Origin of the sequence: Actinomadura gamaensis (assembly GCF_042652125.1) — a bacterium.
GTDB lineage: Bacteria > Actinomycetota > Actinomycetes > Streptosporangiales > Streptosporangiaceae > Spirillospora > Spirillospora gamaensis.
Window position 1 is genome coordinate 558761 of record NZ_JBHSIT010000007.1, and the last position, 21528, is coordinate 580288.

The 21528-nt window shown below is 73.2% G+C and carries 17 protein-coding genes; 6 read left to right on the forward strand and 11 right to left on the reverse strand.

Features of this window, described 5'->3' with window-relative positions:
* Nucleotides 1-127 precede the first annotated feature (127 nt).
* From ACFPCY_RS25600 to ACFPCY_RS25610, 3 genes are all read left to right on the forward strand, one after another.
* Nucleotides 128-1522, forward strand: a complete 1395-nt coding sequence (locus ACFPCY_RS25600) for a class I SAM-dependent methyltransferase (protein WP_378259267.1) — start codon at nt 128-130, stop codon at nt 1520-1522.
* 683 nt (nt 1523-2205) lie between these two features.
* Nucleotides 2206-3771, forward strand: a complete 1566-nt coding sequence (locus tag ACFPCY_RS25605; RefSeq protein ID WP_378259270.1) for an apolipoprotein A1/A4/E domain-containing protein — start codon at nt 2206-2208, stop codon at nt 3769-3771.
* A gap of 436 nt (nt 3772-4207) precedes the next feature.
* Nucleotides 4208-5167 carry a phosphotransferase family protein gene (locus ACFPCY_RS25610; RefSeq protein WP_378259272.1) on the forward strand — a complete coding sequence of 320 codons (960 nt, stop codon included), beginning with the start codon at nt 4208-4210 and terminating at the stop codon, nt 5165-5167.
* A gap of 86 nt (nt 5168-5253) precedes the next feature.
* Here the strand turns inward: ACFPCY_RS25610 and tsaD are convergent, their stop codons facing one another.
* The 8 genes from tsaD to ACFPCY_RS25650 all read right to left on the reverse strand — a co-directional run bounded on the left by tsaD (nt 5254) and on the right by ACFPCY_RS25650 (nt 14150).
* Nucleotides 5254-6291, reverse strand: coding sequence for a tRNA (adenosine(37)-N6)-threonylcarbamoyltransferase complex transferase subunit TsaD (gene tsaD / locus ACFPCY_RS25615; RefSeq protein WP_378259274.1), 1038 nt, complete (start codon nt 6289-6291; stop codon nt 5254-5256).
* On the reverse strand, nt 6288-6779 hold the full coding sequence (rimI, locus tag ACFPCY_RS25620; protein WP_378259276.1) for a ribosomal protein S18-alanine N-acetyltransferase: 492 nt from the start codon (nt 6777-6779) through the stop codon (nt 6288-6290). Before rimI ends, tsaD begins: the two co-directional genes overlap by 4 nt.
* A 121-nt stretch (nt 6780-6900) precedes the next feature.
* Nucleotides 6901-7584 carry a tRNA (adenosine(37)-N6)-threonylcarbamoyltransferase complex dimerization subunit type 1 TsaB gene (gene tsaB, locus ACFPCY_RS25625; RefSeq protein ID WP_378259278.1) on the reverse strand — a complete coding sequence of 228 codons (684 nt, stop codon included), beginning with the start codon at nt 7582-7584 and terminating at the stop codon, nt 6901-6903.
* Nucleotides 7585-7942: 358 nt separating this feature from the next.
* Complete coding sequence (locus tag ACFPCY_RS25630) at nt 7943-9217, reverse strand: hypothetical protein (protein WP_378259280.1); 1275 nt, start codon at nt 9215-9217, stop codon at nt 7943-7945.
* An 87-nt stretch (nt 9218-9304) separates the two neighbouring features.
* Nucleotides 9305-9811, reverse strand: a complete 507-nt coding sequence (gene tsaE, locus ACFPCY_RS25635; protein WP_378259282.1) for a tRNA (adenosine(37)-N6)-threonylcarbamoyltransferase complex ATPase subunit type 1 TsaE — start codon at nt 9809-9811, stop codon at nt 9305-9307.
* Nucleotides 9808-10902: an alpha/beta fold hydrolase gene (locus tag ACFPCY_RS25640; RefSeq protein ID WP_378259284.1), complete on the reverse strand. Its 1095-nt coding sequence runs from the start codon at nt 10900-10902 to the stop codon at nt 9808-9810. Before ACFPCY_RS25640 ends, tsaE begins: the two co-directional genes overlap by 4 nt.
* A gap of 275 nt (nt 10903-11177) precedes the next feature.
* Nucleotides 11178-12311 (reverse strand): alanine racemase, encoded by a 1134-nt coding sequence (gene alr, locus ACFPCY_RS25645; RefSeq protein ID WP_378259286.1) that lies wholly within the window; start codon nt 12309-12311, stop codon nt 11178-11180.
* A gap of 366 nt (nt 12312-12677) precedes the next feature.
* Nucleotides 12678-14150 carry an NAD(P)H-hydrate dehydratase gene (locus ACFPCY_RS25650; RefSeq protein WP_378259288.1) on the reverse strand — a complete coding sequence of 491 codons (1473 nt, stop codon included), beginning with the start codon at nt 14148-14150 and terminating at the stop codon, nt 12678-12680.
* Nucleotides 14151-14396: 246 nt separating this feature from the next.
* Between ACFPCY_RS25650 and ACFPCY_RS25655 the strand changes: the two genes are divergently transcribed.
* Both ACFPCY_RS25655 and ACFPCY_RS25660 read left to right on the forward strand, forming a co-directional pair.
* Nucleotides 14397-15284, forward strand: a complete 888-nt coding sequence (locus ACFPCY_RS25655) for a helix-turn-helix domain-containing protein (RefSeq protein ID WP_378259290.1) — start codon at nt 14397-14399, stop codon at nt 15282-15284.
* A gap of 44 nt (nt 15285-15328) precedes the next feature.
* On the forward strand, nt 15329-15562 hold the full coding sequence (locus ACFPCY_RS25660) for a DUF397 domain-containing protein (protein ID WP_378259292.1): 234 nt from the start codon (nt 15329-15331) through the stop codon (nt 15560-15562).
* 275 nt (nt 15563-15837) lie between these two features.
* On the opposite strand, the gene glmS is transcribed toward ACFPCY_RS25660, so the two are convergent.
* A complete protein-coding gene (glmS, locus tag ACFPCY_RS25665) occupies nt 15838-17682 on the reverse strand; it encodes a glutamine--fructose-6-phosphate transaminase (isomerizing) (protein WP_378259294.1) in 1845 nt (614 codons plus the stop codon).
* 182 nt (nt 17683-17864) lie between these two features.
* On the opposite strand from glmS, the gene coaA reads away from it, so the two are divergent.
* Nucleotides 17865-18782: a type I pantothenate kinase gene (gene coaA / locus ACFPCY_RS25670; protein ID WP_378259297.1), complete on the forward strand. Its 918-nt coding sequence runs from the start codon at nt 17865-17867 to the stop codon at nt 18780-18782.
* Between the two features lie 33 nt (nt 18783-18815).
* Here the strand turns inward: coaA and ACFPCY_RS25675 are convergent, their stop codons facing one another.
* Nucleotides 18816-19748 carry a hypothetical protein gene (locus ACFPCY_RS25675; protein ID WP_378259299.1) on the reverse strand — a complete coding sequence of 311 codons (933 nt, stop codon included), beginning with the start codon at nt 19746-19748 and terminating at the stop codon, nt 18816-18818.
* Nucleotides 19738-21387, reverse strand: coding sequence for a M48 family metallopeptidase (locus ACFPCY_RS25680; RefSeq protein WP_378259301.1), 1650 nt, complete (start codon nt 21385-21387; stop codon nt 19738-19740). The genes ACFPCY_RS25675 and ACFPCY_RS25680 overlap by 11 nt, the downstream gene beginning before the upstream one ends.
* Nucleotides 21388-21528: the final 141 nt, after the last annotated feature.

A 21528-nucleotide genomic window follows, 5' to 3' on the forward strand; every position in this document is an offset into this window, starting at 1 on the left:
CTGAGAGTGCCAGTCATGGAGACTATGCCCGACCCGGTAAGCCGTCAACACGAACCGCCACGAGCCCGGTCGGGAACCACCGGAACCCGCCGCCGGGCGACCGCCGGCGGACGCTAACGTCCAGGCTATGGACACCGAGGCGTTCCGCGATCTCCTGACACCCCGCGGGCGGGACCTGCTCGCCGAGGCGAACGGCGCGGACCTGTCCGAGGCCGCCCTGCTCGCGACCGCGACCAGGCTGCGCGGACGCTTCCCGGCGGAGCTCGTGAACGCCGCGCTGACACAGCTCCGGCTGCGCGACCGGGCGCGCGCCAAGTTCGGGGACGACGCGTCCCGGATGTTCTTCACTCCGGCCGGACTGGAGCAGTCAACGCGCGCGGGCGTGGCCGCCCACCGCGCACGCCGCTTCGCGGATTTGCCAAAGATTCACCGCACGTTGGAAGTCGGTTGCGGAATCGGAGCCGACCTCATCGCGCGCGCACGAGCCGGAGTGCCGGGCGACGGCGTCGAACTGGATCCGCTCACTGCGGAGGTCGCCCGAGCGAACCTCGCCGCGTTCGACTTGGCCGAACTGGCGTCCGTCCGCGTCGGCGACGGCACTGCCGTCCAGCTCGCCAGCACAGGCGCGCCGCTCCGCGGGGCGGGAGGGACGACTGCCGGCGAAAGTGACGCTCGCCCCATCCTTTCCGAAGGCGGAACTCACGCAGCTGAAGGGGCGGCTTTTCGTGGGGGGCGCGTGGACGGGGCGGCGTATGGGGCGATGTTCGCTGATCCAGGGCGGAGGACGGCGCGGGGGCGGGTTTTCGACCCGCGCGCGTACGAGCCGCCGCTGGATGTCGTCCTGGGGATGGCGCACAGCGTGCCGGCCGCGTGCGTGAAGGTGGCGCCGGGCATTCCGCACGAGGCGGTCCCGGACGGCGCGGAGGCCGAGTGGATCTCGGTCGGCGGGGACGTCAAGGAGGCCGCGCTCTGGCTGGGCGAGCTCGCCGGCACCGCCCGCCGCCGGGCCACGCTGATCCCGGCCGCGCAGGGTTCGGCGTTCCGGGCGCCGGACGTCCACACGCTGGTGCCGGACGAGGGGCTCGGCGACCCCGAGGTCCGCGGCTGGGGACGGTACCTGTACGAGCCGGACGGCGCGGTCATCCGGGCACATCTCGTCGCCGAGGTGGCGGCGACGGTGGACGGCGGGCTGGTCGATCCGCGCATCGCGTACATCGCGTCCGACGCGCTGGTGGAGACGCCGTTCGCGGCGTCCTACGAGGTCGAGGACGTGCTGCCGTTCTCGGTCAAGCGGCTCAGGGCGGAGCTGCGGCGGCGCGGCACGGGCATCCTGACGATCAAGAAGCGGGGTTTCGCGGCGGACGTCGACCGGCTGCGCCGCGACCTCGGCTTCGGGTCCGCCAGGCGGGCGGGCACGGAGGAGACCACCGTCGTGCTCACCCGCGTCGGCGACGACCCGGTCGCCGTCCTGGCCCGTCCGGTGACGGCACCGGCCCGTCCGGCGAACGCACCGGCCGGATAGGCGCGCACGTCAGAGCCGTCGGAGGCCATACCGAGGCGTCCGTCGGAGTAACTCCTGTCCGAGGATCTCCGCGCCGGTTACGGCGGCCAAGGCCGCCCGCGTGGCGGGCCACGATCTCGCAAATCATGCGCGCTTTCCGGCATCCGGCTCGCCAATGACCGCCGCATCCCCGGCAAGGTCGTTTTACGCAATATCGAATCGGCGCGTCCGCGCCCGGTCGAACGGCCCGGCTAAATGCCATCCTGTAATGGTCGGCCACACGCATGACGGTGTCCCGCCGGATCGGCGGACGGCCCGCAGCCCGAACGGCCTTCCAGCGCTGACTCCAGGAGGTCGGACGAGATGTGCGGACATGTCCCGCGACCCGGCGGTCCCGGGACCGGACGGCGTGTCGGCCAGCGCCCGGTACGGCACCGCAGCAAGCGGCGGATCCTTGACCGAACCGGGGAGAAAACCCCGGCCGGGGTGATCGGCGACCTAACTCTCCAGTCGGGCGACAAAGCCCATTCCACGGAACTCGTAATTTTCCCGCCAACGCATATCGCCGCCCCCGGCACGCACTACAGTTAGGCGTTCAGAAATCACTGCCGCACGCTAATTCGCCGCGTCGGCACACGAAGGAGCATCGGGTGGAAACGAATCACAACTTCCTGCAGACGGGGGGTCAACCGGTCTCGGATCGGATGCGGGAGTTGCTCGCCCGTGCGGCGCAGGACCACGTCTACGAACAGCGCTCACAGGGTCAGGTCCTGGACGAGATCCGCCAGCGGCTGGAGGGAATGGAGTGGCTGCTCCGGGAGGTGCGCGAGCGCGAGCTCAGCGGCCTCACCGGGCAGCTCGACAGCGTCCGCGGGCAGGTCGACGACCTGTCCAGCAAGCCCCCGGAATGGGCCGAGGGGCTCGCCGAGCACATCGAGGCGGTCGGCGAGCGGGTCAAGCCGGTCGCCGAGCTGCCCGCGCTGTGGGCCGACGTCGGAGTCGTCGCCGAGAACGTCGACGAGGGCCTCACCCGCATGCAGGCCATGCTGGACTCCGCGCAGGGCATCACCGACGCCACCCGGCAGGCGTCCCAGCGCATGGAGGAGATGACCAAGCGGCTCGACAAGCTCCAGGGGAGCATGGAGGCCGCGTCCGTCCGGTTCAACCGCCTGGACAAGTCCCTGGCGGAACTGGGGCACCGGTCGGAGAAGCTGGAGCACTCGATCAACGGGGTGACCGCCCGGGTCGACCAGTCGCTCGGCGAGATGGCCGAGCGGGTGGAGCAGGGCCTGGAGGCGCTCAACGGACGGGTCGAGGGCGTCGGCGGCAGGCTGGACGGCCTCGACGGCCGGCTGGACGGGCTCGATGGCCGACTCGAGGGGCTGTCGGGCAAGCTGGACGGCCTCGACGGCCGGTTCGAGGGTGTGGACGACCGGATCGACGGCGTCAACGAGCGGATCGGCCGGCTGCCCGCCACCTTGGAGATCGGCGAGCTGCACCGCAAGGTCGCCGAGCTCGTGCAGCGTCCGGTCATCGACCACAGCGACCGGTTCGACGCGCTGGAGAAGCACCTCGCCGACGCCGTCGACCCGTTGATCGAGGAGCTGCGCGCGCGCCCGGACCGGGACGAGGTCAAGGCGACGATGTCGCAGATCGCGGAGACCGCCTACAGCGACGTGGCCAAGCGGATGGACGAGTTCTCCAAGCGCTTCGAGGACGTGCACGAGGACGTCCGCAAGCGCATCGAGGGCATCCATGAGGAGGTCACCCGCAAGGTCGACACCGCGCTGGAGGAGTTCACCACCCAGGTGGACATCGTGTCCCGCCGGGTCGAGTCGGTGCACACCGACGTCACCAAGCAGGTGGAATCGGTGCACAACGAGGTGTCGCGCCAGGTCAGCGGCGTGCACGACGACGTGTCCAAGCGGATCGACGACATCCACGAGGACGTCACCAAGCAGGTCGACTCCATCCACGAGGACGTGTCCCGCCGCGTCGGCGGCGTCCAGGAGGAGTTCTCCCGCCGCGTCGAGGGCGTCCAGGACGAGGTCTCGCGCCGCGCCGAAGCCGTGCAGGACGCGCTGGGCCGCCGGTTCGAGGACGTCCAGGACGAGGTGGGCCGCAAGGTCGACACCGTCCACGGCGACGTCACCAAGCAGGTGACCGCGGTGCACGAGGACGTGCTGAAGCGGCTGTCCACGCTGGAGGAGACCATGCTCGCGCTGGCCGAGGCGCTGCTGCGCCCGCGCCGCGACGGAGGCAAGGACTGAGCCGCACGCCCGGCGTCGGGACGTCCCGCGAACGCGACAGCGCCAGCGAGACGTCCCGCACGCACGCCACCACCCGCACTCCGCCCACGCCCGACCCCACCCGCCACGCCCCGCACACGCCCGACCCCACCCACGCTCCGCGCATGCCCGGCTCCACTCACCACGGCCCGCACACGGACGGCTCCGCTCACCACACTCCGCGCACGAGCAGCACCACCCACGACGCACCGCACACGAGCAGCACCACCCACGACGCTCGGCGAGCGAGCGGCACCGCCCAGGCTCCGGGGGCGGGCGGCATCGTCCACGGGTTGCGTGCGAGCAGCGCCGCCTGGGGCGGTTCGCGCGCGCTTGGCCGCACGCGCGGGGCGGGAGAGTTCCGGGCTCGCTACGTGCGGTTTCTCACGTCACGCCTTCGTCAATCCGCCCTCGATACATGACGGAATCCGTTTACATGGATCTCGTGACCGGCTCCCCGTCCCTCGCCCCGCCCGTCGGCGCGCCGCCGAGTTCGGCCACCGTCCGGTGGGTGCGCGAGTGCTTCGGCCGGGGTGCCGAGGTCCGCGCGCTGCGCCCGCTGCCGGGCGGGGCCGCGCACGCCAACCACGCGCTGGTCGTGGAGACCCGCGCGGGCAGCGAGCACCGGCTCGTGCTGCGCCGCTGGCTGCCGCGCGATCCGCTCGCGTCCACCGCGCCGGGCGCGGTCTTCGCCGACGGCGAGTTCTCGCCTGAGCGCGAGATCGCCGCGCTGACGCTGCTCGCCGCCTGCGAGATCCCGACGCCGGTGCTGGTCGCCGCCGACCCCGCGGGCGCGTACTGCGACGCGCCCGCGCTGCTGCTCACCCGGCTGCCCGGGCATCCGCCCCGGCCCGCCCCGGACGACCTGCCCGAGTACCTGATCCAGCTCGCCGCCGCGCTGCTGCCGGTGCACGCGCTGCGCGGCGCGGCGTCGATGCCGCCGTACGTCCCGCGCAACCGGCTCGACCTGCGGCAGCCGCCGAAGCACGCGACGCGTCCGGAACTGTGGGAGCGGGCGTGCGAGGTCGCGGCCGGATCGCCGCCGGACGCGCCGTCCCGGTTCGTCCACCGCGACTACCACCCGGACAACACGGTGTGGACGGGTGGTCGCCTCACCGGTGTCGTGGACTGGTCGGACGCCGCGTCCGGCCCGGTCGGCGTGGACGTCGGCCAGATGCGGCTGCGGCTCGCGCTGCGCTACGGCACCGCCGTCGCCGACCGCTTCCGGGACTGCTTCGACCAGGTCGCGGGCGGCCACGAGCAGGACCCGTACTGGGACCTGCGCTGCGTCCTCGACCTGCTCCCCGAGGAGCCCGGCCGCGTCCTGTCCGAGCGGGACGCGGCCCGCGCCGAGGAGTACCTCGAAACCCTGCTCTGACCGCCGCCGAGGAGTGCCTCCAAACCCTTGCTCTGACCGCCGCCGAGGAGTCTCTCGAAACCTTGCTCCGGTCGCCGGAAACGGCCTCAGAGCAGGACGGACTCGATCGGCAGGCTGGAGTCGGCGGGCAGTCCCAGGTCGGACGGCGCGAGCCCGCTCGCGACCAGCTCCGAGCCGAGCGCCGCGACCATCGCGCCGTTGTCGGTGCACAGCTTCGGGCGCGGCACGCGCAGCCGCACCCCGGCGCGCTCGCAGCGTTCCTGGGCGAGCGCGCGCAGCCGCGAGTTCGCCGCGACGCCGCCGCCGATGAGCAGGTCCTTGACGCCGTTGTCCTTGCAGACCTTGAGGGCCTTGTGGGTCAGCACGTCGACCACGGCCTCCTGGAAGGACGCGGCGACGTCGGCGACCGGCACCGGCTCCCCGGACCGCTCCTTCGCCTCGACCCACCGCGCGACGGCCGTCTTCAGGCCGGAGAACGAGAAGTCGTAGGTGCCGTCGGCGTACTTGCCGCGCGGGAACGCGATCGCCGCCGGGTCGCCCTCGCGGGCCATCCGGTCGATCACCGGGCCACCGGGGAAGCCGAGGTCCAGCACGCGGGCGACCTTGTCGAACGCCTCGCCCGCCGCGTCGTCCACGGTCGAGCCGAGCGACCGCACGTCGGACGCCACGTCCGGGACGAGCAGCAGCGACGAGTGCCCGCCGGACACCAGCATCGCCACGCACGGCTTCGGCAGCGGCCCGTGTTCGAGCTGGTCGACGCAGACGTGCGCGGCGAGGTGGTTCACGCCGTACAGCGGCTTGCCGAGCGACAGCGCGTACGCCTTGGCGGCGGCGACGCCGACCATCAGCGCGCCGGGCAGTCCCGGACCGGCCGTGACGGCGAACGCGTCGATGTCGTGGAAGCCGACGCCGGCGTCCGCGAGCGCCCGCTCGACGGTCGGGGCCATCGCCTCCAGGTGCGCGCGCGAGGCGACCTCGGGGACCACGCCGCCGAACCGGGCGTGCTGCTCGACGCTGGAGGCGATCGAGTCGGCCAGCAGCGTGTGCCCGCGGACGATCCCGACCCCGGTCTCGTCGCAGGACGTCTCGATCCCGAGCACCAGCGGCTCGGAGTCGCGGATCATGCATCCTCCCTGGTGAAGCCGACCGGGCCCTTCTTCGGGCGCATCTCGCGGCACATCACGACCGCGTCCACGCCGGACGGCTGGTAGTAGCGCCTGCGCAGCCCGACGCGGACGAACCCGAACCGCTCGTACAGCCGCCGGGCCGGGTCGTTGTCGGCGCGGACCTCCAGGAACACCTGCGCGCTGCCGCGCCGGACCGCCTCGTCGAGCAGCTCGGTCAGCAGCGCCGCGCCGATGCCCCGGCCGCGCAGGTCGGCGCGGACGCCGATGGTCTGGACGTCGGCCTGGTCCGCCGCGGCGGCGAGCCCGGCGTAGCCGACGATCTCCCCGTCCTCCTCGGCGACCACGTAGTGCCGGGTGCGCGGCTGGTCGGCCAGCTCGTCGCGGAGCATCCGCTCGCTCCAGGCGTCCTCGGGGAACAGGACCTGTTCGAGCGCGTGGACCGCGCCCAGGTCCGCCTCGGTCATCCCGCGCAGCTCGACGCTCATGAGCGCGCGCCTCCCGGCACAGGACGCCGCATCAGAACGAAACGCCAGATCCAGGCGTCCCCCCGAATCCAAGCAGCGAGCCGGACCCGGGCGGCGGGCCGGACGCGGGCGGCGGGCCGGGTCATTGGGACACCTTCTTGCGCGGGCCCGGCTCCTTGGCGTCCGGACGGCGCAGGTAGAGCGGCTCGGGGTCGAGCAGCGACGGGCCGGGACGTCCGGACAGGCGCTCGACGGCGAGCTCGGCCAGCGCGGTCGCGGACGGCACGAGCGGACCCGAGGTCATCCCCGACGCGTCGCCGAGGACGTCGGCGTAGAGCCGCGCGCCCTCACCGATGACGGGCAGGTCGGGCGCGTCCGCGCGGACGTCGGCGGCGGGGCCGACGGCGGGCTCGGTGGCGCGCCTGCCGTAGGAGTCGTAGCGCGCCCAGTACACCTCGCGGCGGCGCGCGTCGGTGGCGACGGCGAACGGCTTCTCGCGGCGGGACTCCCAGGCGATCGCGTCGAGCGTGCAGACGCCGTGCACGGGCACGCCGAGCGCCTCGCCCATCGCGCGCGCGGTGACGAGGCCGACGCGCAGGCCCGTGTACGGGCCGGGGCCGACGCCCACCACGATCGCGGACAGGTCGGACGGGGCCGCGCCCGCCTCGGCGAGCACCCGCGCGATCTCGGGCGTCAGCACCTCGGTGTGCTTGCGGGCGTCCAGCGCCTCGACGGCCGCGCGGGGGCGTGCGCCCTCCCCCGGCGTCCACTCGGTCAGGGCGACGGTGACGGCGGCGGTAGCGGTGTCGAAAGCCAGGACCAACACGGACTGTAAGGGTAGTCCAGTGCGGCGCGTGGTCAGGTTGATTCGCGCCCGCCCTGCCGATTCGGAGACGACTCGTACCCACCCCCGCCCGAGACCGCCCGGCTGAGCGCGAGACCGCCCGGCTCCACGCGAGACCGCCCGGCTGCGCGCCAGACCACTCAGCTCCGCCCGAGACCGCCCGACTCCGCGCGAGACCACCCAACTCCGCGCGAGACGGCCCGGCTCCGCAAGAGACCGGCCGGCTCCGCGAGACCGCCCTGCTTCGCGCGAGACCGCCCGGCTCCACGCGAGACCGCTCGACTGCGCGCGAGACGGCCCGGCTGAGCGCGGGACCGGTCAGTGCCGCGCGGGGGCGCGGTCAGCTCTGGTTGAGGGCGCCGATGACGCTGCGGGCGGCGTCCTGCGCGCCGGACACCGCGGCGTCGGTGGCGAGGGGGTCGTTGCCGTCCGAGCCCGAGAAATGGACCGTGACCAGCACGTTCCCGACGCGGACGTTGGCGACCGCCGAGCCCGAACCCTGCCCCTTGTCCACGCTGTAGACGACGTACGCCTCGTCGCCGAGCCCGTTCGGACGGATCTTGTCGGTGATCTCCTGACCCGGCAGCAACGCCTTCCCGGACTCGTCGGCGGACCGCTCGGACGCGAACGCGCCGCGCGCCGCGTCGGTCGGGCTCTGCGACTGCGTCCCGGGGAGCGCGCGCATCTCGACGCTGAGCTGGCGGCGGTGCTCGCCGCTGTAGGCGCCCCACACGCACTGGTTCTGCCGGTCGCTGGACGCGTAGTTGTCGGCGGGCCCGCGCTCCGCGTTCGGCGCGAGCCGGTCGGCGATCTTCGGATCGAGCAGCGTGCAGGCGTCCGGCACGGCGGTCTTCTCCGCCCGTGCCGCCGGGGTCTGCGCGGTGCTCCCGACGATCTGCCCGCTCGACCCCCGGTCGTGCCCGCCGAGCCCGCTGATGATCACGAGTGCGGCGAGCGCGCACGCCCCCGCCCCGGCCGCCACCCCGGCCAGCACCGCCACGACCCGCCTGCCGCGCCTGCGCTCCCGGACGACCCGATGACTCCCGCTCCGCGTCCGGAATTCCCCGCTCCGCGTCCCGTACCCACCGCTCTGCCCCGCGTACTCCCCACTCCGCGCCCCGTACGCGCCACTGCGCCCCGCGTACTCCCCACTCCGCCCCGCGTACTCGCCGCTCCGCGCGCCGTACTCGGTGCCGCGCGGACTGGACGCGCCGCTGCGCGCGCCATACTCGCCGCTCGGCGTCCCGTACTCGCCGCTCGGCGTCCCGTACTCGCCGCTTGGCACGCCGTACTCGGTGGCGCGCGGAATGGACGCGCCGGTGTGCGGGCCGTACTCGGCGCCGGGCGTGTTGTACTCGCTGCTGCGCGTCCGGTATTCGGCGCTCGGGACGCCGTACTCGCTGCCGGGCGAACCGTATTCGGTGTTGCGGGCGCCGTACTGGACGGGCCGGGGGGCGCGTTCGCCGCTGCGGCCGACGTACTCGTCGGCCGGGCGTCCGCCAGGGACGGCATAGGGGGCGGGGTCGCCGGAGGCCGTCCGGTGATCGCCGCTGAAGGAGCGGTACTCCCCACTGCGCGAGGCGCGGTGACCACCGCTGCGATGGCTGCCACTCACCGGATCCACTCCCGATCAGTCATCCAAAATGTCGGGTTCGTCCCGGCACAGAGTACGACATGGACCGGCGGTGTGGTCGGGTTCCACTTACCTCGTTTCCGGACGCTCCGACCAGGCAAGATCATCCAGGCCGGAGGCCCACCGGGAGCCCACTCCGACGATCTCGACGGTGCGCAGTTCGGACGCCCCGGCCGGCCCCCGGGAGACGGTGATCTCCAGGCGGTCGTCCGCCAGGCCCTCGGCGAGCCCCTCGCCCCACTCGACGATCGTCACCGACTCGGCCACCGACGCGTCCAGGTCGAGATCGTCCAGCTCGGCGAAGCCGCCGAGCCGGTAGGCGTCCACGTGCACCAGGGGCGGCCCGTCCACCAGCGACGGGTGCACCCGCGCGATCACGAAGGTCGGCGACGTCACCGGCCCGCGGATCTTCAGGCCCTCGCCGATCCCCTGGGTCAGGGTCGTCTTGCCCGCGCCGAGGTCGCCGGTCAGCACCAGCAGGTCCCCGGCGCGGAGCAGCCCGGCCAGCCGGACGCCCAGCGCCCGCATGTCCTCGGCCGTCGGCACCTCGATCACGATCGTTCCCTCGCCCGTCATGCTCCCCGTTCCTCCAGACCGGGCAGCACCCGGTCGACCAGCCGGCGCAGCGATCCGGTCACCACGCCGGGATACTCCAGCGGCAGGACGTGGCCCGCCTCGTCCACCTCGACGAGCTCGGCGTCCGGCAGCGCCTCGGCGATGCGCCGGCCGTGCTCGGCGGGGGTCAGCCGGTCGCGGCCGCCCGTCAGCACCAGGACCGGGACGCGCCCCACGGTCTTCAGCGCCGCCGCCTTGTCGTGTCCCATCAGGGCCGGATAGAACTCGGCGATCACGTCGATCGGGGTCGCCCGGATCATCTGCTCCAGGAAGTCCACCACCGTCGGGCTGACGTGCTTGTCGGCGAACGCCATCCGGCGGGTGAGGACGAACGCGACGTCCGCGCCGAGCCCGCGGGCCCGGTCCACCATCTTGGCCTGCCGGCCGAGCCCGCGCAGCGCGCTCGGCGCGATCGGCCGGACGATCTTCATCAGCGCCAGCGGCAGCCCCAGCGTCATCTCCGCCAGATCCCCGCCGGACGTGTTGACCAGCATGACCCCGACCACCCGGCAGAGCGCGCCGCGCCCGCCCCGGCCGCCCTCGAACAGCTCCGGGTGCTCCTCGGCCAGCGCCATGATCGACATGCCGCCCATCGAGTGCCCGGCCAGCACCACCGGTGAACCCCGCCGGACCGTCGCGCGCAGCACCTCGTACAGGTCCGAGCCGGTCTGCTCGACGGTCGCGTGCGCGAGGTCGCCGCGTCCGGACCGGCCATGGCTGCGCTGGTCCCAGAAGACCATGCGGATGCGGTCGCCGCCCGCCGTCCGGGCGGCCAGGTCGCGCCGCTGGTAGTGCCACGAGTCCTGGTTGAGGGTGTAGCCGTGGCAGAACACCACGGTCAGGGCCGCGTCGTCCGGGCCGTCGATCTCCACGTGCAGCGGCACGCCGTCGCCCGCGGTCACCGTCATCGGACGGCCGCGCAGCGTGCCGAACGGCTCGGCCGAGTCCGGGTCGGGGCGCAGCCTGACCCGGCCGACCGCCAGGTGCCGGATGCCGACCGCCGCGCCGATCCCGGCCGCGCCGAGGCCCGCCACCGCCCCGGCGACGCCCATCCTGCGTCTTCTCTTCGCGTTCATACCCCGTCGCCCCTGCGTCACCTTTCCGAGGCCGCCACTCCGGCGCCCGTCCGCCGCCACCCTCCAGGTTGCCCGACCCGAGCCCCCAACAGCCCGAGCCCACCCGAACCCGAACCCGTCCGAGCCCGAACCCAAACCCGTCCCGGCCCGAACCCGTCCGAACCCGTCCCGGCCCGAACCCGAGCCCGTTGAACCCGAACCCGTCCCGGCCCGTCCACGACGAGCCGTCATCCGGCCGTCGAGGCGCGCGCCTAGTCGGCCGCCGGGCCGCCCTCGTAGACGCGGGGGACGCGGCCGCCGATGCGGGTGACGATCTCATAGGAGATCGTGTCGAGCGCGTCCGCCCAGTCCTGCGCGGTCGGCTCGCCCTGGTCGCCCGGCCCGAAAAGGACGACCTCGTCGCCCGCCGCGAGCGGGTCGTCGCCGAGGTCGATGACGAACTGGTCCATGCAGACGCGTCCGGCGATCGTGCGGCGCTTCCCGCCCGCCAGGACGGGCAGGACGTTCGAGCCGTGGCGCGGCACGCCGTCGCCGTACCCCGCCGGGACCACCGCGAGCGTCGTCTCGCGATCGGTCACGTAAGTGTGCCCGTAGGACACGCCGCTGCCCGCCGGGACCCGTTTCACCAGGGCCGTCGAGGCGGTCAGCGTCATCGCCGGGCGCAGCCCGAACGAGCCGAGCGACGGCGCCGGGCTCAGCCCGTACGTCGCGATCCCCGGCCGGACGAGGTCGAACCGCGCGTCCGGCAGGGTGAGCGCGGCGGCCGAGTTCGCCAGGTGCCGCACCTCGGGCCGCACCCCGGCCTTCTCGGCCGACTCGACCATGTCGGTGAAGGTGGCGAGCTGCCTCGGCACCGACGGGTGGTCGAGCTCGTCCGCGCAGGCGAAGTGGGACATCAGCCCGACGACCTGCACGGCCCCGGCCGCCTCGGCGGCGAGCGCCGCGTCGACCAGGCCCGGCCAGTCCTCGGGGGTCGCGCCGCCGCGCGACATCCCGGTGTCGGCCTTCAGATGCACGCGGACGGGGCGTCCGGCGCGCTCGGCGGCGGCGGTCAGCTCGTCCAGCAGCCAGGGAGCGCCGACCGCGAAGTCGAGCCCGTCGGCGACGCCGCGGTCGTAGTCCTCGCCCGGCACGCCGAGGCAGACCAGCACCGGGACGCCGACCACCCCGGCCGCGCGCAGCCGCAGCCCTTCATCGAGCTTGGCCACGCCGAGCCAGGTCGCTCCCCCGGCCAGCGCCGCGCGCGCCGCCGGGACGAGACCGTGGCCGTACGCCTCGGCCTTGACCATCGCCATGACTTCGGCCCCACCGGCCTGCTCGCGCACCACGGCCACGTTGCCGCTGATCGCGTCAAGGTCGATGCGTGCTTGCGCAGGACTGCTCATAGTCACCCAGTGTGCCCGCCCGCGAACGATGCCCCGTCCCAACCTCCGTTTCCCGTTGGACGCGCGACCGATTCATCCAGTTCGCCTTTTCGCCACTCCGCCCCCCATCCGACTCCGCGCCAATCCGACTCCGCCGCCCCCTCGACTCGGCGCCCGGCCGGCGCAACGCCCGGCCAGCGCCGCGCCCGGTCGTGCCGCGCACGGTCAGCGCCGCGCACAGTCAGCGCCGCGCACAGTCAGCGCCGCACACGGTCAGCGCCGCACACGGTCAGCGCCGCACACGGCCTGCGCCGCACACGGTCGGTGCCGCGCACAGTCAGCGCCGCGCACCGTCGGTGCCGCGCACGGTCGGCGTCGCTACGGGAGCTAGCGCAGGGTGCGGAAGGCGTCGGGGAGCGCGGTGATCACGTCGTAGGCGCTGATCGGGCTTTCGCCGGCCTCGGGGTGGGGGCCGCCAGCGGCCAGCCGGGCGGCCAGGCCGTGCAGGTAGGCACCCGCGCAGGCGGCGTCGAGCGCGGACATTCCGCCCGCCAGCAGCGCCCCCGTGAGGCCGGACAGCACGTCGCCGGTGCCCGCCGTCGCCAGCCACGGCGTCCCGGTCGGGTTCACCCGGACCGGACGGTCCGGTTCCGCGATCACCGTCGTGGAGCCCTTGAGCAGGACCGTCGCGTCCAGTTCGGCCGCCGCCCGCCGGACGTACTCCAGCCGCCGCGCCTCGATCGCGGTGCGGTCGGCGTCGAGGAGGCGGGCCAGTTCCCCCGCGTGCGGGGTGAGCAGCGTCGGCGCGTCCCTGGTCAGCAGGTCGCGCCGCCGCGAGAGGACGGTCAGCCCGTCGGCGTCCACCAGCACCGGCAGGTCGGTCGACAGGACGGCCGAGATCAGCTCCTCGGCGTCGTCGCCGGTGCCGAGGCCCGGCCCGACCACCCACGCCTGGACTCGCCCGATCGCGTCCAGCGCCTTCGCGCCCGGCTCGATCACCGTGGTCACCGCCTCGGGCCAGCGGTGCCGCACCAGCTCGACCGCGTGCGGCACCGAAGCGAACCGGACCATTCCGGCTCCGCCGTGGACCGCGCCGCCCGTCGCCAGCACCGCCGCGCCGGTGAATTCGTCGCCGCCCGCGAGAATCCCCACGACACCGCGGCGGTATTTGTCGGATTCGGCACCGGGCAGCGGCGGACGGACGTCTTCGGCCGCCGGGGAAACGACGTCCGGATCGTTCAGATAAGGCCCGAGGCCGATGTCCACCAGCTCGACGACCCCGCAGTACGAAGCACCCGGATCGACGAGCAGGCCCGGTTTGAGGGTGCCGAACGTGACGGTCACGTCCGCCCGGACGGCCGCGCCCTCGACCCGCCCGGACGACGCGTCCACGCCGCTCGGCACGTCGCACGCCACCACGGTCCCGGACGCCTCCGACGCCGCCCGCGCCAGCGTCGCGTGCGGCTCCCGCAGGGCGCCCGCGCCGCCGATCCCGGTCAGCCCGTCGATCACCAGATCGGCTTCCGCGACCGCCTCGCCGGCCGCCGCGGTCTCGATCAGCCGCCCGCCCGCGGCCCGCAGATCGGCGAGTCCCGCCTGGTGAAGCCGGGAACCGGCAGCCACGACCCGCACCCGCGCCCCGCGCCGCGCCAGCCGCGCTCCCGCGTACAGCGCGTCCCCGCCGTTGTCGCCGGACCCCGCGAGCACCACGACGTCCGCGCCGTACACCCGGTCCAGCAGCCCGGCGCAGACCCGGGCGAGCCCGGCCGCGGCCCGCTGCATCAACGTCCCCTCGGGCAGCCGCGCCATCAGCGCCCCCTCGGCCGCCCGCACGTTACCGACTTCGTGCGCGTATCTCACCCGGGCCCCTTTCCGCGATCATTTCCTCCTAGCCTGCCACGCGGTTCTCTCCTTGACGGTTGCGGCCCGACGAGTCAATGGTGAAGCTACGCACCTTTCGGTGAAAGTTTCATCCACCGCTGATTCACCTGATCATGGGCACCGCGAGATTTTTGGTGGCGATTTGACGATGGCGGACCTGCCGCCTGCCCTCCCTGGGGCACACTTCGCTGAGAAGCTCGCATTGGGCGGAAGGTGTCCGGGGACATGAGCACGGCCTCCATGAATCCGTTCCGGGGACCGACCGTCCGGCAGCGCAGGCTGGCGATCGAACTGCGCCGGCTGCGCGAGGAGCGCGGCTTCACCGGCGACGACGTCGCCGCGCGGCTGCATTGGTCAACAGCCAAGGTCAGCCGCATCGAGAACGCTCGGACCAGCACCAACATCGGCGACGTCGAGCTGCTCACCAAGCTGTACCGGATCGACCCGTCCCACCGGGCCGAACTTCTCACGCTCGCCCACGACGCGGCACGGAAGGGCTGGTGGGAGGGGTATCGGGAGCTTCCCGGCGGCCTCCGGCAGTTCATCGCGCTGGAGGACGAGGCCAGCCGCATCGTCCAGTGGGAGACCTATCTGGTGCCCGGTCTCCTGCAGACCGAGCAGTACGCACGGCAGGTGATGGCGGGGTTGCGTCTGTACGACCCCGTCCCGCCCACCGAGGTGGACCGGAGGGTGGAGGTGCGGATGCGACGCCAGGAGGTCCTGCACCGCAAGGAACCTGTCGAATACGAGCTGTTACTGGACGAGTCCGTGCTGCTGCGGCTGGTCGGCGACCCCACGACGATGCGGAGCCAGCTCCGCCATCTCCTGGACGTCGGCGACCTGCCGCACGTGGTGCTGCGCGTCATCCGGCTGGACCGGCCCCACCCGATCATGGAGGGGGCGTTCCAGCTCATGGAGTACGACCCGGTCGGGGACATCGTGTTCCCGGACGTGGTCTACACCGAGGCCCTCACCGGCAGCCAGGTCACCGACGAACGGCTGACCTACATGTACCGGCTGGCCTTCGAGGGGATGGAGCGCGTCGCCCTGGACCCGGCGGCGTCGCGCGACCTGATCGCGGAAGCCGCCGCCGGTTTCACGGACCGTCCGTAGCGGTCACCCCGCGTTCGGGGATTCTCCTGAAAGGCACGACCCACATGCTAAACACGCCCGCCTGGAAGAAGAGCTCGCGTTGCGCCGCCAACGGGGCCTGCGTCGAGGTCGCGAGAACGGGAACGCGAACGGGAACGGGGAGGGGAAGCGAGGCCGGGACCATCGCCGCCCGCGACGCGAAGATCGGCGACGCGAGTCCCGTCCTGCTGATGTCGGCCGCCGAGTGGCGGGCCTTCCTGTCCCGCGTGAAGGCCGGCGCCCTGGACTCCTCCGCCTGACCGATCGCGCAGCGAGACGCCGCGCGAGAACCGGACGGATCGCCTGGCGAAACGCCGCCCGAGAACCGGACGGATCGCCTGGCGAAACGCCGCCCGAGAACCGGACGGATCGCCTGGCGAAACGCCGCCCGAGAACCGGACGGATCGCTTGGCGAAACGCCGCGCGAGAACCGGCCGGATCGCTTGGCGGATCGCCCGCGAGAACCGACGGATCGCGTAGCGGAACGCCCCGCCGCTCTTCGGAGCGGCGGGGCGTTCGGTTGCCCGGTTTGTGGCTATTCGACCGTGACGGACTTGGCGAGGTTGCGGGGCTGGTCGACGTCGTGGCCCTTGGCGGTGGCCAGCTCGCAGGCGAAGACCTGGAGCGGGACGGTCGTGACGAGCGGCTGGAAGAGCGTCGGGACGGCCGGGACCCTGATCAGCGTGTCGGCGTAGGGCTCGACGGAGGTGTCGCCCTCCTCGGCGATCACGATCGTGCGGGCGCCGCGGGCGCGGATCTCCTGGATGTTGGAGACGATCTTGTCGTGCAGGACGTCCCGGCTGCGCGGCGGCACGACGACGATCACGGGCAGGCCCGGCTCGATCAGCGCGATCGGGCCGTGCTTCAGCTCGCCGGCGGCGAAGCCCTCGGCGTGCATGTAGGCCAGCTCCTTGAGCTTCAGCGCGCCCTCCAGGGCGACCGGGAAGCCCACGTGGCGGCCGAGGAACAGCACCGACTTCTCCCCGGCGAGGGAGCGGGCCAGCGCCCGGACGGGCTCCATCGTGCCGAGGACCTCGTCCACCTTCTCCGGCATCTGGGCCAGGAGCTGGATCATCGCGAACACCTCGTCGCCGAACTTGGTGCCGCGCACCTGGGCGATGTAGAGGGCGATGAGGTAGACCGCGACGAGCTGGGTGAGGAACGCCTTGGTCGAGGCGACCGCGATCTCCGGCCCGGCGTGGGTGTACAGGACGCCGTCGCACTCGCGGGGCAGCGTCGAGCCGTTCACGTTGCAGATGCCGAGCAGCTTGGCGTGCTGCTCGCGGGCGTGCCGGACGGCCATCAGCGCGTCCATCGTCTCGCCCGACTGGGAGATCGCGATCACCAGCGTGGAGCGGGACAGGATCGGGTCCCGGTAGCGGAACTCGCTGGCCAGCTCCACCTCGCAGGGCAGCCCGGCCCAGTGCTCGATGGCGTACTTGGCGATCAGCCCGGCGTGGTAGGACGTCCCGCAGGCGACGATGATGATCTTGTCGACCTCGCGCAGCTCCCGGTCGGAGATGCGCATCTCGTCCAGGGTGAGGCGGCCGTCCGCGCCGATCCGGCCGAGCAGGGTGTCGGCGACCGCGCGCGGCTGCTCGGCGATCTCCTTGAGCATGAAGTAGTCGTAGCCGCCCTTCTCGGCGGCCGAGACGTCCCAGTCGACGTGGTAGGCCTTGGTCTCGGCCGGACGGCCGTCCAGGTCGGTCACCGTCACGCCGGACTTGCGCAGCTCGACGACCTGGTCCTGGCCGAGCTCGATCGCGTCCCGGGTGTGCGCGATGAACGCGGCGACGTCGCTGGCGAGGAAGTTCTCCCCGTCCCCGACGCCGACCACCAGCGGCGAGTTGCGGCGCGCGCCGACCACCAGGTCGTCGTCGCCGGTGTGCACCGCGACCAGGGTGAACGCGCCTTCGAGGCGGCGGCACACGCGGCGCATCGCCTCGGCGAGGTCGCCGGTGCTCTTGAGCTCGTCCTCCAGCAGGTGCGCGACGGCCTCGGTGTCGGTGTCGGAGCGCAGCTTGTGGCCGCCCTCCTCCAGCTCGGCGCGCAGCGCCGCGAAGTTCTCGATGATCCCGTTGTGGATGACCGCGACGTCGCCCGCGCAGTCGGTGTGCGGGTGCGCGTTGCGGTCGTTCGGCGCGCCGTGCGTGGCCCACCGGGTGTGGCCCATGCCGAGCGTGCCCTCGGGGAGCGTCTCCTCGGCGAGCGCCTCGCGGAGGTTGACCAGCTTGCCCGCGCGCTTCGCGGTGGCGAGCGCCCCGTCGGCGAGCACGGCCACCCCGGCCGAGTCGTAGCCGCGGTACTCGAGCCTCGCGAGGCCCTCCACCACGACGTCCAGTGCCGGCCTGCCGCCGACGTAACCCACGATTCCGCACATGGCGGCCAGCCTATTGGGTCTTCTCCGAGGACCGGCCCGTCCGGACTAGACCAGCTCGGGACATCGCTGGTGACACGTCCACCCGACCCGGACCAGTACGGACGCCCTCCGGCGGCGCCCCGGACCGGCTCGGACACCCCCTGGTGGACGGGACGCAGCGTACCGACCAGTACCGTTGGCGCGTGCCCAGCCCTTACGTCGAACTCAACCGCGCGCAATGGCGGGCGCTGCGAGCCACCACCCCGCTCACCCTCACCCCGGACGAGCTGGACGAGCTGCGCGGCGTCCGGGACCCCATCGACATCACCGAGGTCGAAGAGGTCTACCTGCCGCTGTCCCGCCTGCTCAACCTGTTCTTCCTGGGGCGCGGCGGCACCCGCGACACCGTCAGCGGGTTCCTCGGCGAGACCGTCCAGCCGACCCCGTTCGTGATCGGCGTGGCGGGCTCGGTCGCGGTCGGGAAGTCCACGACGTCCCGCCTGCTGCGGACCCTGCTGGCCCGCTGGCCCGACCATCCCCGCGTGGAGCTGGTCACCACCGACAGCTTCCTGTACCCGAACGCCGTGCTGGCCGAGCGGGGTCTCATGGAGCGCAAGGGCTTCCCCGAGTCCTACGACCGCCGCGCGCTGGTGCGTTTCGTCCAGTCGGTGAAGTCGGGCGCGTCGCGGGTGGACATCCCCATCTACTCCCACCTCGAATACGACATCGTGCCCGATGCCCGGCAGACCGTGGAACGTCCGGACGTCCTGATCGTCGAGGGCCTGAACGTCCTGCAGACCCCGCCGCCCGGCAGCCTCGGCGTGTCGGACTACTTCGACTTCTCCATCTACGTGGACGCCAAGGTCGACGACATCCGCCGCTGGTACGTCGACCGCCTCCTCGCCCTGCGCCGCACCGCCTTCACCGACCCCCGCTCCTACTTCCGCGAGTACGCCAAGCTCAGCGAGCAGGAGGCCGAGGAGTTCGCGATCGGCGTCTGGGGCTCCATCAACGAGCCCAACCTCGTGGAGAACATCCTCCCGACCCGCGCCCGCGCGACCCTCGTCCTGAACAAGACCCGCGACCACTCCATCGACCGCGTCCGCCTCCGCCGCATCTGACCCGGCCGCATCTGACCCGGTCGGACGTGCCGCTCAGGCGGAGTTGACGGCCCGGTCCCGGTACTTCATGAACCCGCTGACGACGTCCCTCGCCGCATACTGCCAAGGGCTCTCGGTGACGTTCGAGCCGATCAACCTGAACTGCTCGGCGGCGGACGCGTGGTCGCCGCCCAGCGCGAAGGCGAACGCCAGGAGATTGCTCGCGCGCAGCGACGCCGGAGTGTCCGGGGCCTGGGACGAACGGGCGGCGACCGCGCGCAGTTCGCGCTGGACGTCCGGGTTCGCGAAGTAGTCCGCCTCCCCCTCGGACGCGTCCACCCAGGCTTCGATGTGCGCCTCCACCACGAGGGACGCCACGGCCGAGCCGAGCGGAGCCGCCGCGGCGCGGTCCCGCGCGAAGTTGAACATCAGCGCCGGCGAGCCGCCCCACTTCGGCGCGACGCCCTGGAGCATCAGCGTGTGGGCCTGGTAATGCCCGGGATGCCGGGCGATCGCCTCCGCGAACCGGCGGCACAGCTCCTGGACGCCGTGCTGGAGGCCGCGGGCCGTGGTGAGCAGTTGCGCCCGCGGTTCGGGATCGTCCGGCGACAGCTCGGCGGCGCACAGCAGGTCGCGCTCGGCCCCGGCGAGGCGCCGGTGGAACTCGTGGAACCGCTCAGCGGCGGTCAGGTCCGCCGTCGCCTCGCCTCGCGCCTCCCAGGCCCAGAGAATCCCGTGCGCCCCCCGGATGAGGTACGCGAGCGGCTCCTCCGGCTCCTTCTCGGGCCACCGGACGATCCATTCCGGACGTTCCGGATGGTCCACGGCCACGCCGAGCAGGAACGAGCGGCGGTCGAGGTCGCCGGTCTCGGCCGCGACGCGGCGCAGCAGGCTCGTGTCGCCGCGCGCCGTCGCCTTCTTGAGCTCCCGCGCCACGGGATCGCCGAAGGTGCGGTCGAGGACGGGCAGGGCGAGGTCAACCGGCATGGACGGGCTCCTCCAGCGGCGGGACGGGGGTCAGGTCCACGGCCGGACGGCCGAGTTCGGCGCGGACGGCCGCCACGCCGTCCGGGCCGTCGAGCGCCCGGTCGGCGAGCTCGGCGAGCGGCGTGCCCGCCCACTCGATCTCGACCACCGTCGTCCAGGACGGCTTCCAGCGGGCGTCGTGGCCGGCGGCCAGCACGCCGGGGAGCGCGGTGACCAGGGCCCGGTGCAGGATCCGGCGCTCCGCCTCGGTGCCGAGGGCTGTGCCTTCACCACCCGAGGCGGGGCCTTCACCACCAGCGGCGGGGCCTTCGCCGCCGGAGGCGGAGGGCTCGGGGCTCCGGGGCTGGAGAGCGGCGGCGAGCTCGGCTCCGCGTCCCGCCGCGAGCAGTTCGAGGGCCTGGTCGAAGCCCGGTTCGTCCCATCGGCCGCCGATCCGGACGCCCGCGTCGGCGAGCCGCTCCCCCGCCCGGGCGATGAGCCGGCCGTAGATCGCGGCCGCCTCGTCCCAGTCCACAGGGGCGGGCGTCGGCAGGCCGGTCGCCTCGCGGGCGGCCGTGAGGGAGACCATCCGTTCCACTTCGTCCGGACCGTCCAGCAGGTCGCGGGCGGGGCCGTCCGGGACCGTGGCGGAAGCGGTGCCCGCGGGCAGCTCCGCGAGCAGCGCCAGCCGCTCGCCGATGCTCGGGTGGGTGTCCCAGCGCTCGGACGGCCGGGCGAGGACCCGCTCGCGCAGCCGCTCCAGCCCGTCCTCGCCGGCAGAGGCGACGGTGAAGGCGCGGAGCCCGCCGTAGAGGTCGACCGGGTACCGGCCCGCGCGCCACAGCGGCGTCACGTAGTGCTGGACGAAGCCCTCGAACAGTTCGCCCGCCATTCCCACGGCGGTCAGCGCGGCGGCGGCGGTCTCCGGTCCGGAGACCCGCGCCGCGGACCGGTCGGCGGCACGCTCCTGAGCACGCGAGACCGCCAGCGTGACGCGCAGGCAGAGCCGCAGGTAGAGGCCGAAGATCCGGGCGAGGAACTTATCCACGCCCTTGCCGCTGCCGCGCAGCGCGACGATCGTCCGCACCAGCCTGCGCTGGGATCGGTACACCAGGGGGCCGAGGCGGGTGTCGCCGCCGGCGACGTGGCCGAACTCGTGCGCCAGCACGGCGCGCAGTTCGGCGCGGTCGAGGCCGTTGAGCAGCGCCATCCCGATGACCAGCGTGATCCGGCCGCGGATCAGCCCGAAGAGCCACACCCGCTGGTGGACGGCGGCGTTGGCGTCCGGGGTGAGGCGGATGGAGCCGGGCGCCGGGGCGCGCACCTCGGCGGCCAGCTCCCGCACGTCGGCCCACAGGCGGGGCTGGTCGGCCTCGGTGACCGGCAGCCCGCCGGGGTCGTCCTTGCGGGCCGAGCGCGTGCGCCCGAACGCGCCGCGCAGCAGCGCGGCGCCGCCGCCGGTGGCGGCGATCAGGATCCAGAAGACGAAGCCGCCGCGGATGCCGACGACCACGTTGAACACCACCGCGATGGTGATCACGCCGCCGAGGACCAGCACCAGGAGCAGCACGGCCAGCACGTAGAAGCCGAGCAGCAGGATGACGCCCAGCAGGGCGCGCAGCCCGAGCAGGGCCTTGCCCGAACGATGTGGTGACGACACCACTCCGCCGCCTTTCCAACCGTCCAGCGACGGCGTTCGCCAAGAAGTGCGGCAATTGTGGTAGTTCGTCGGTGCGGCTGTGAAGATCTTTCAGATCACGATTCGGACCGTCAGGCCCCGCTCACTCCGCGCTGGTCACGC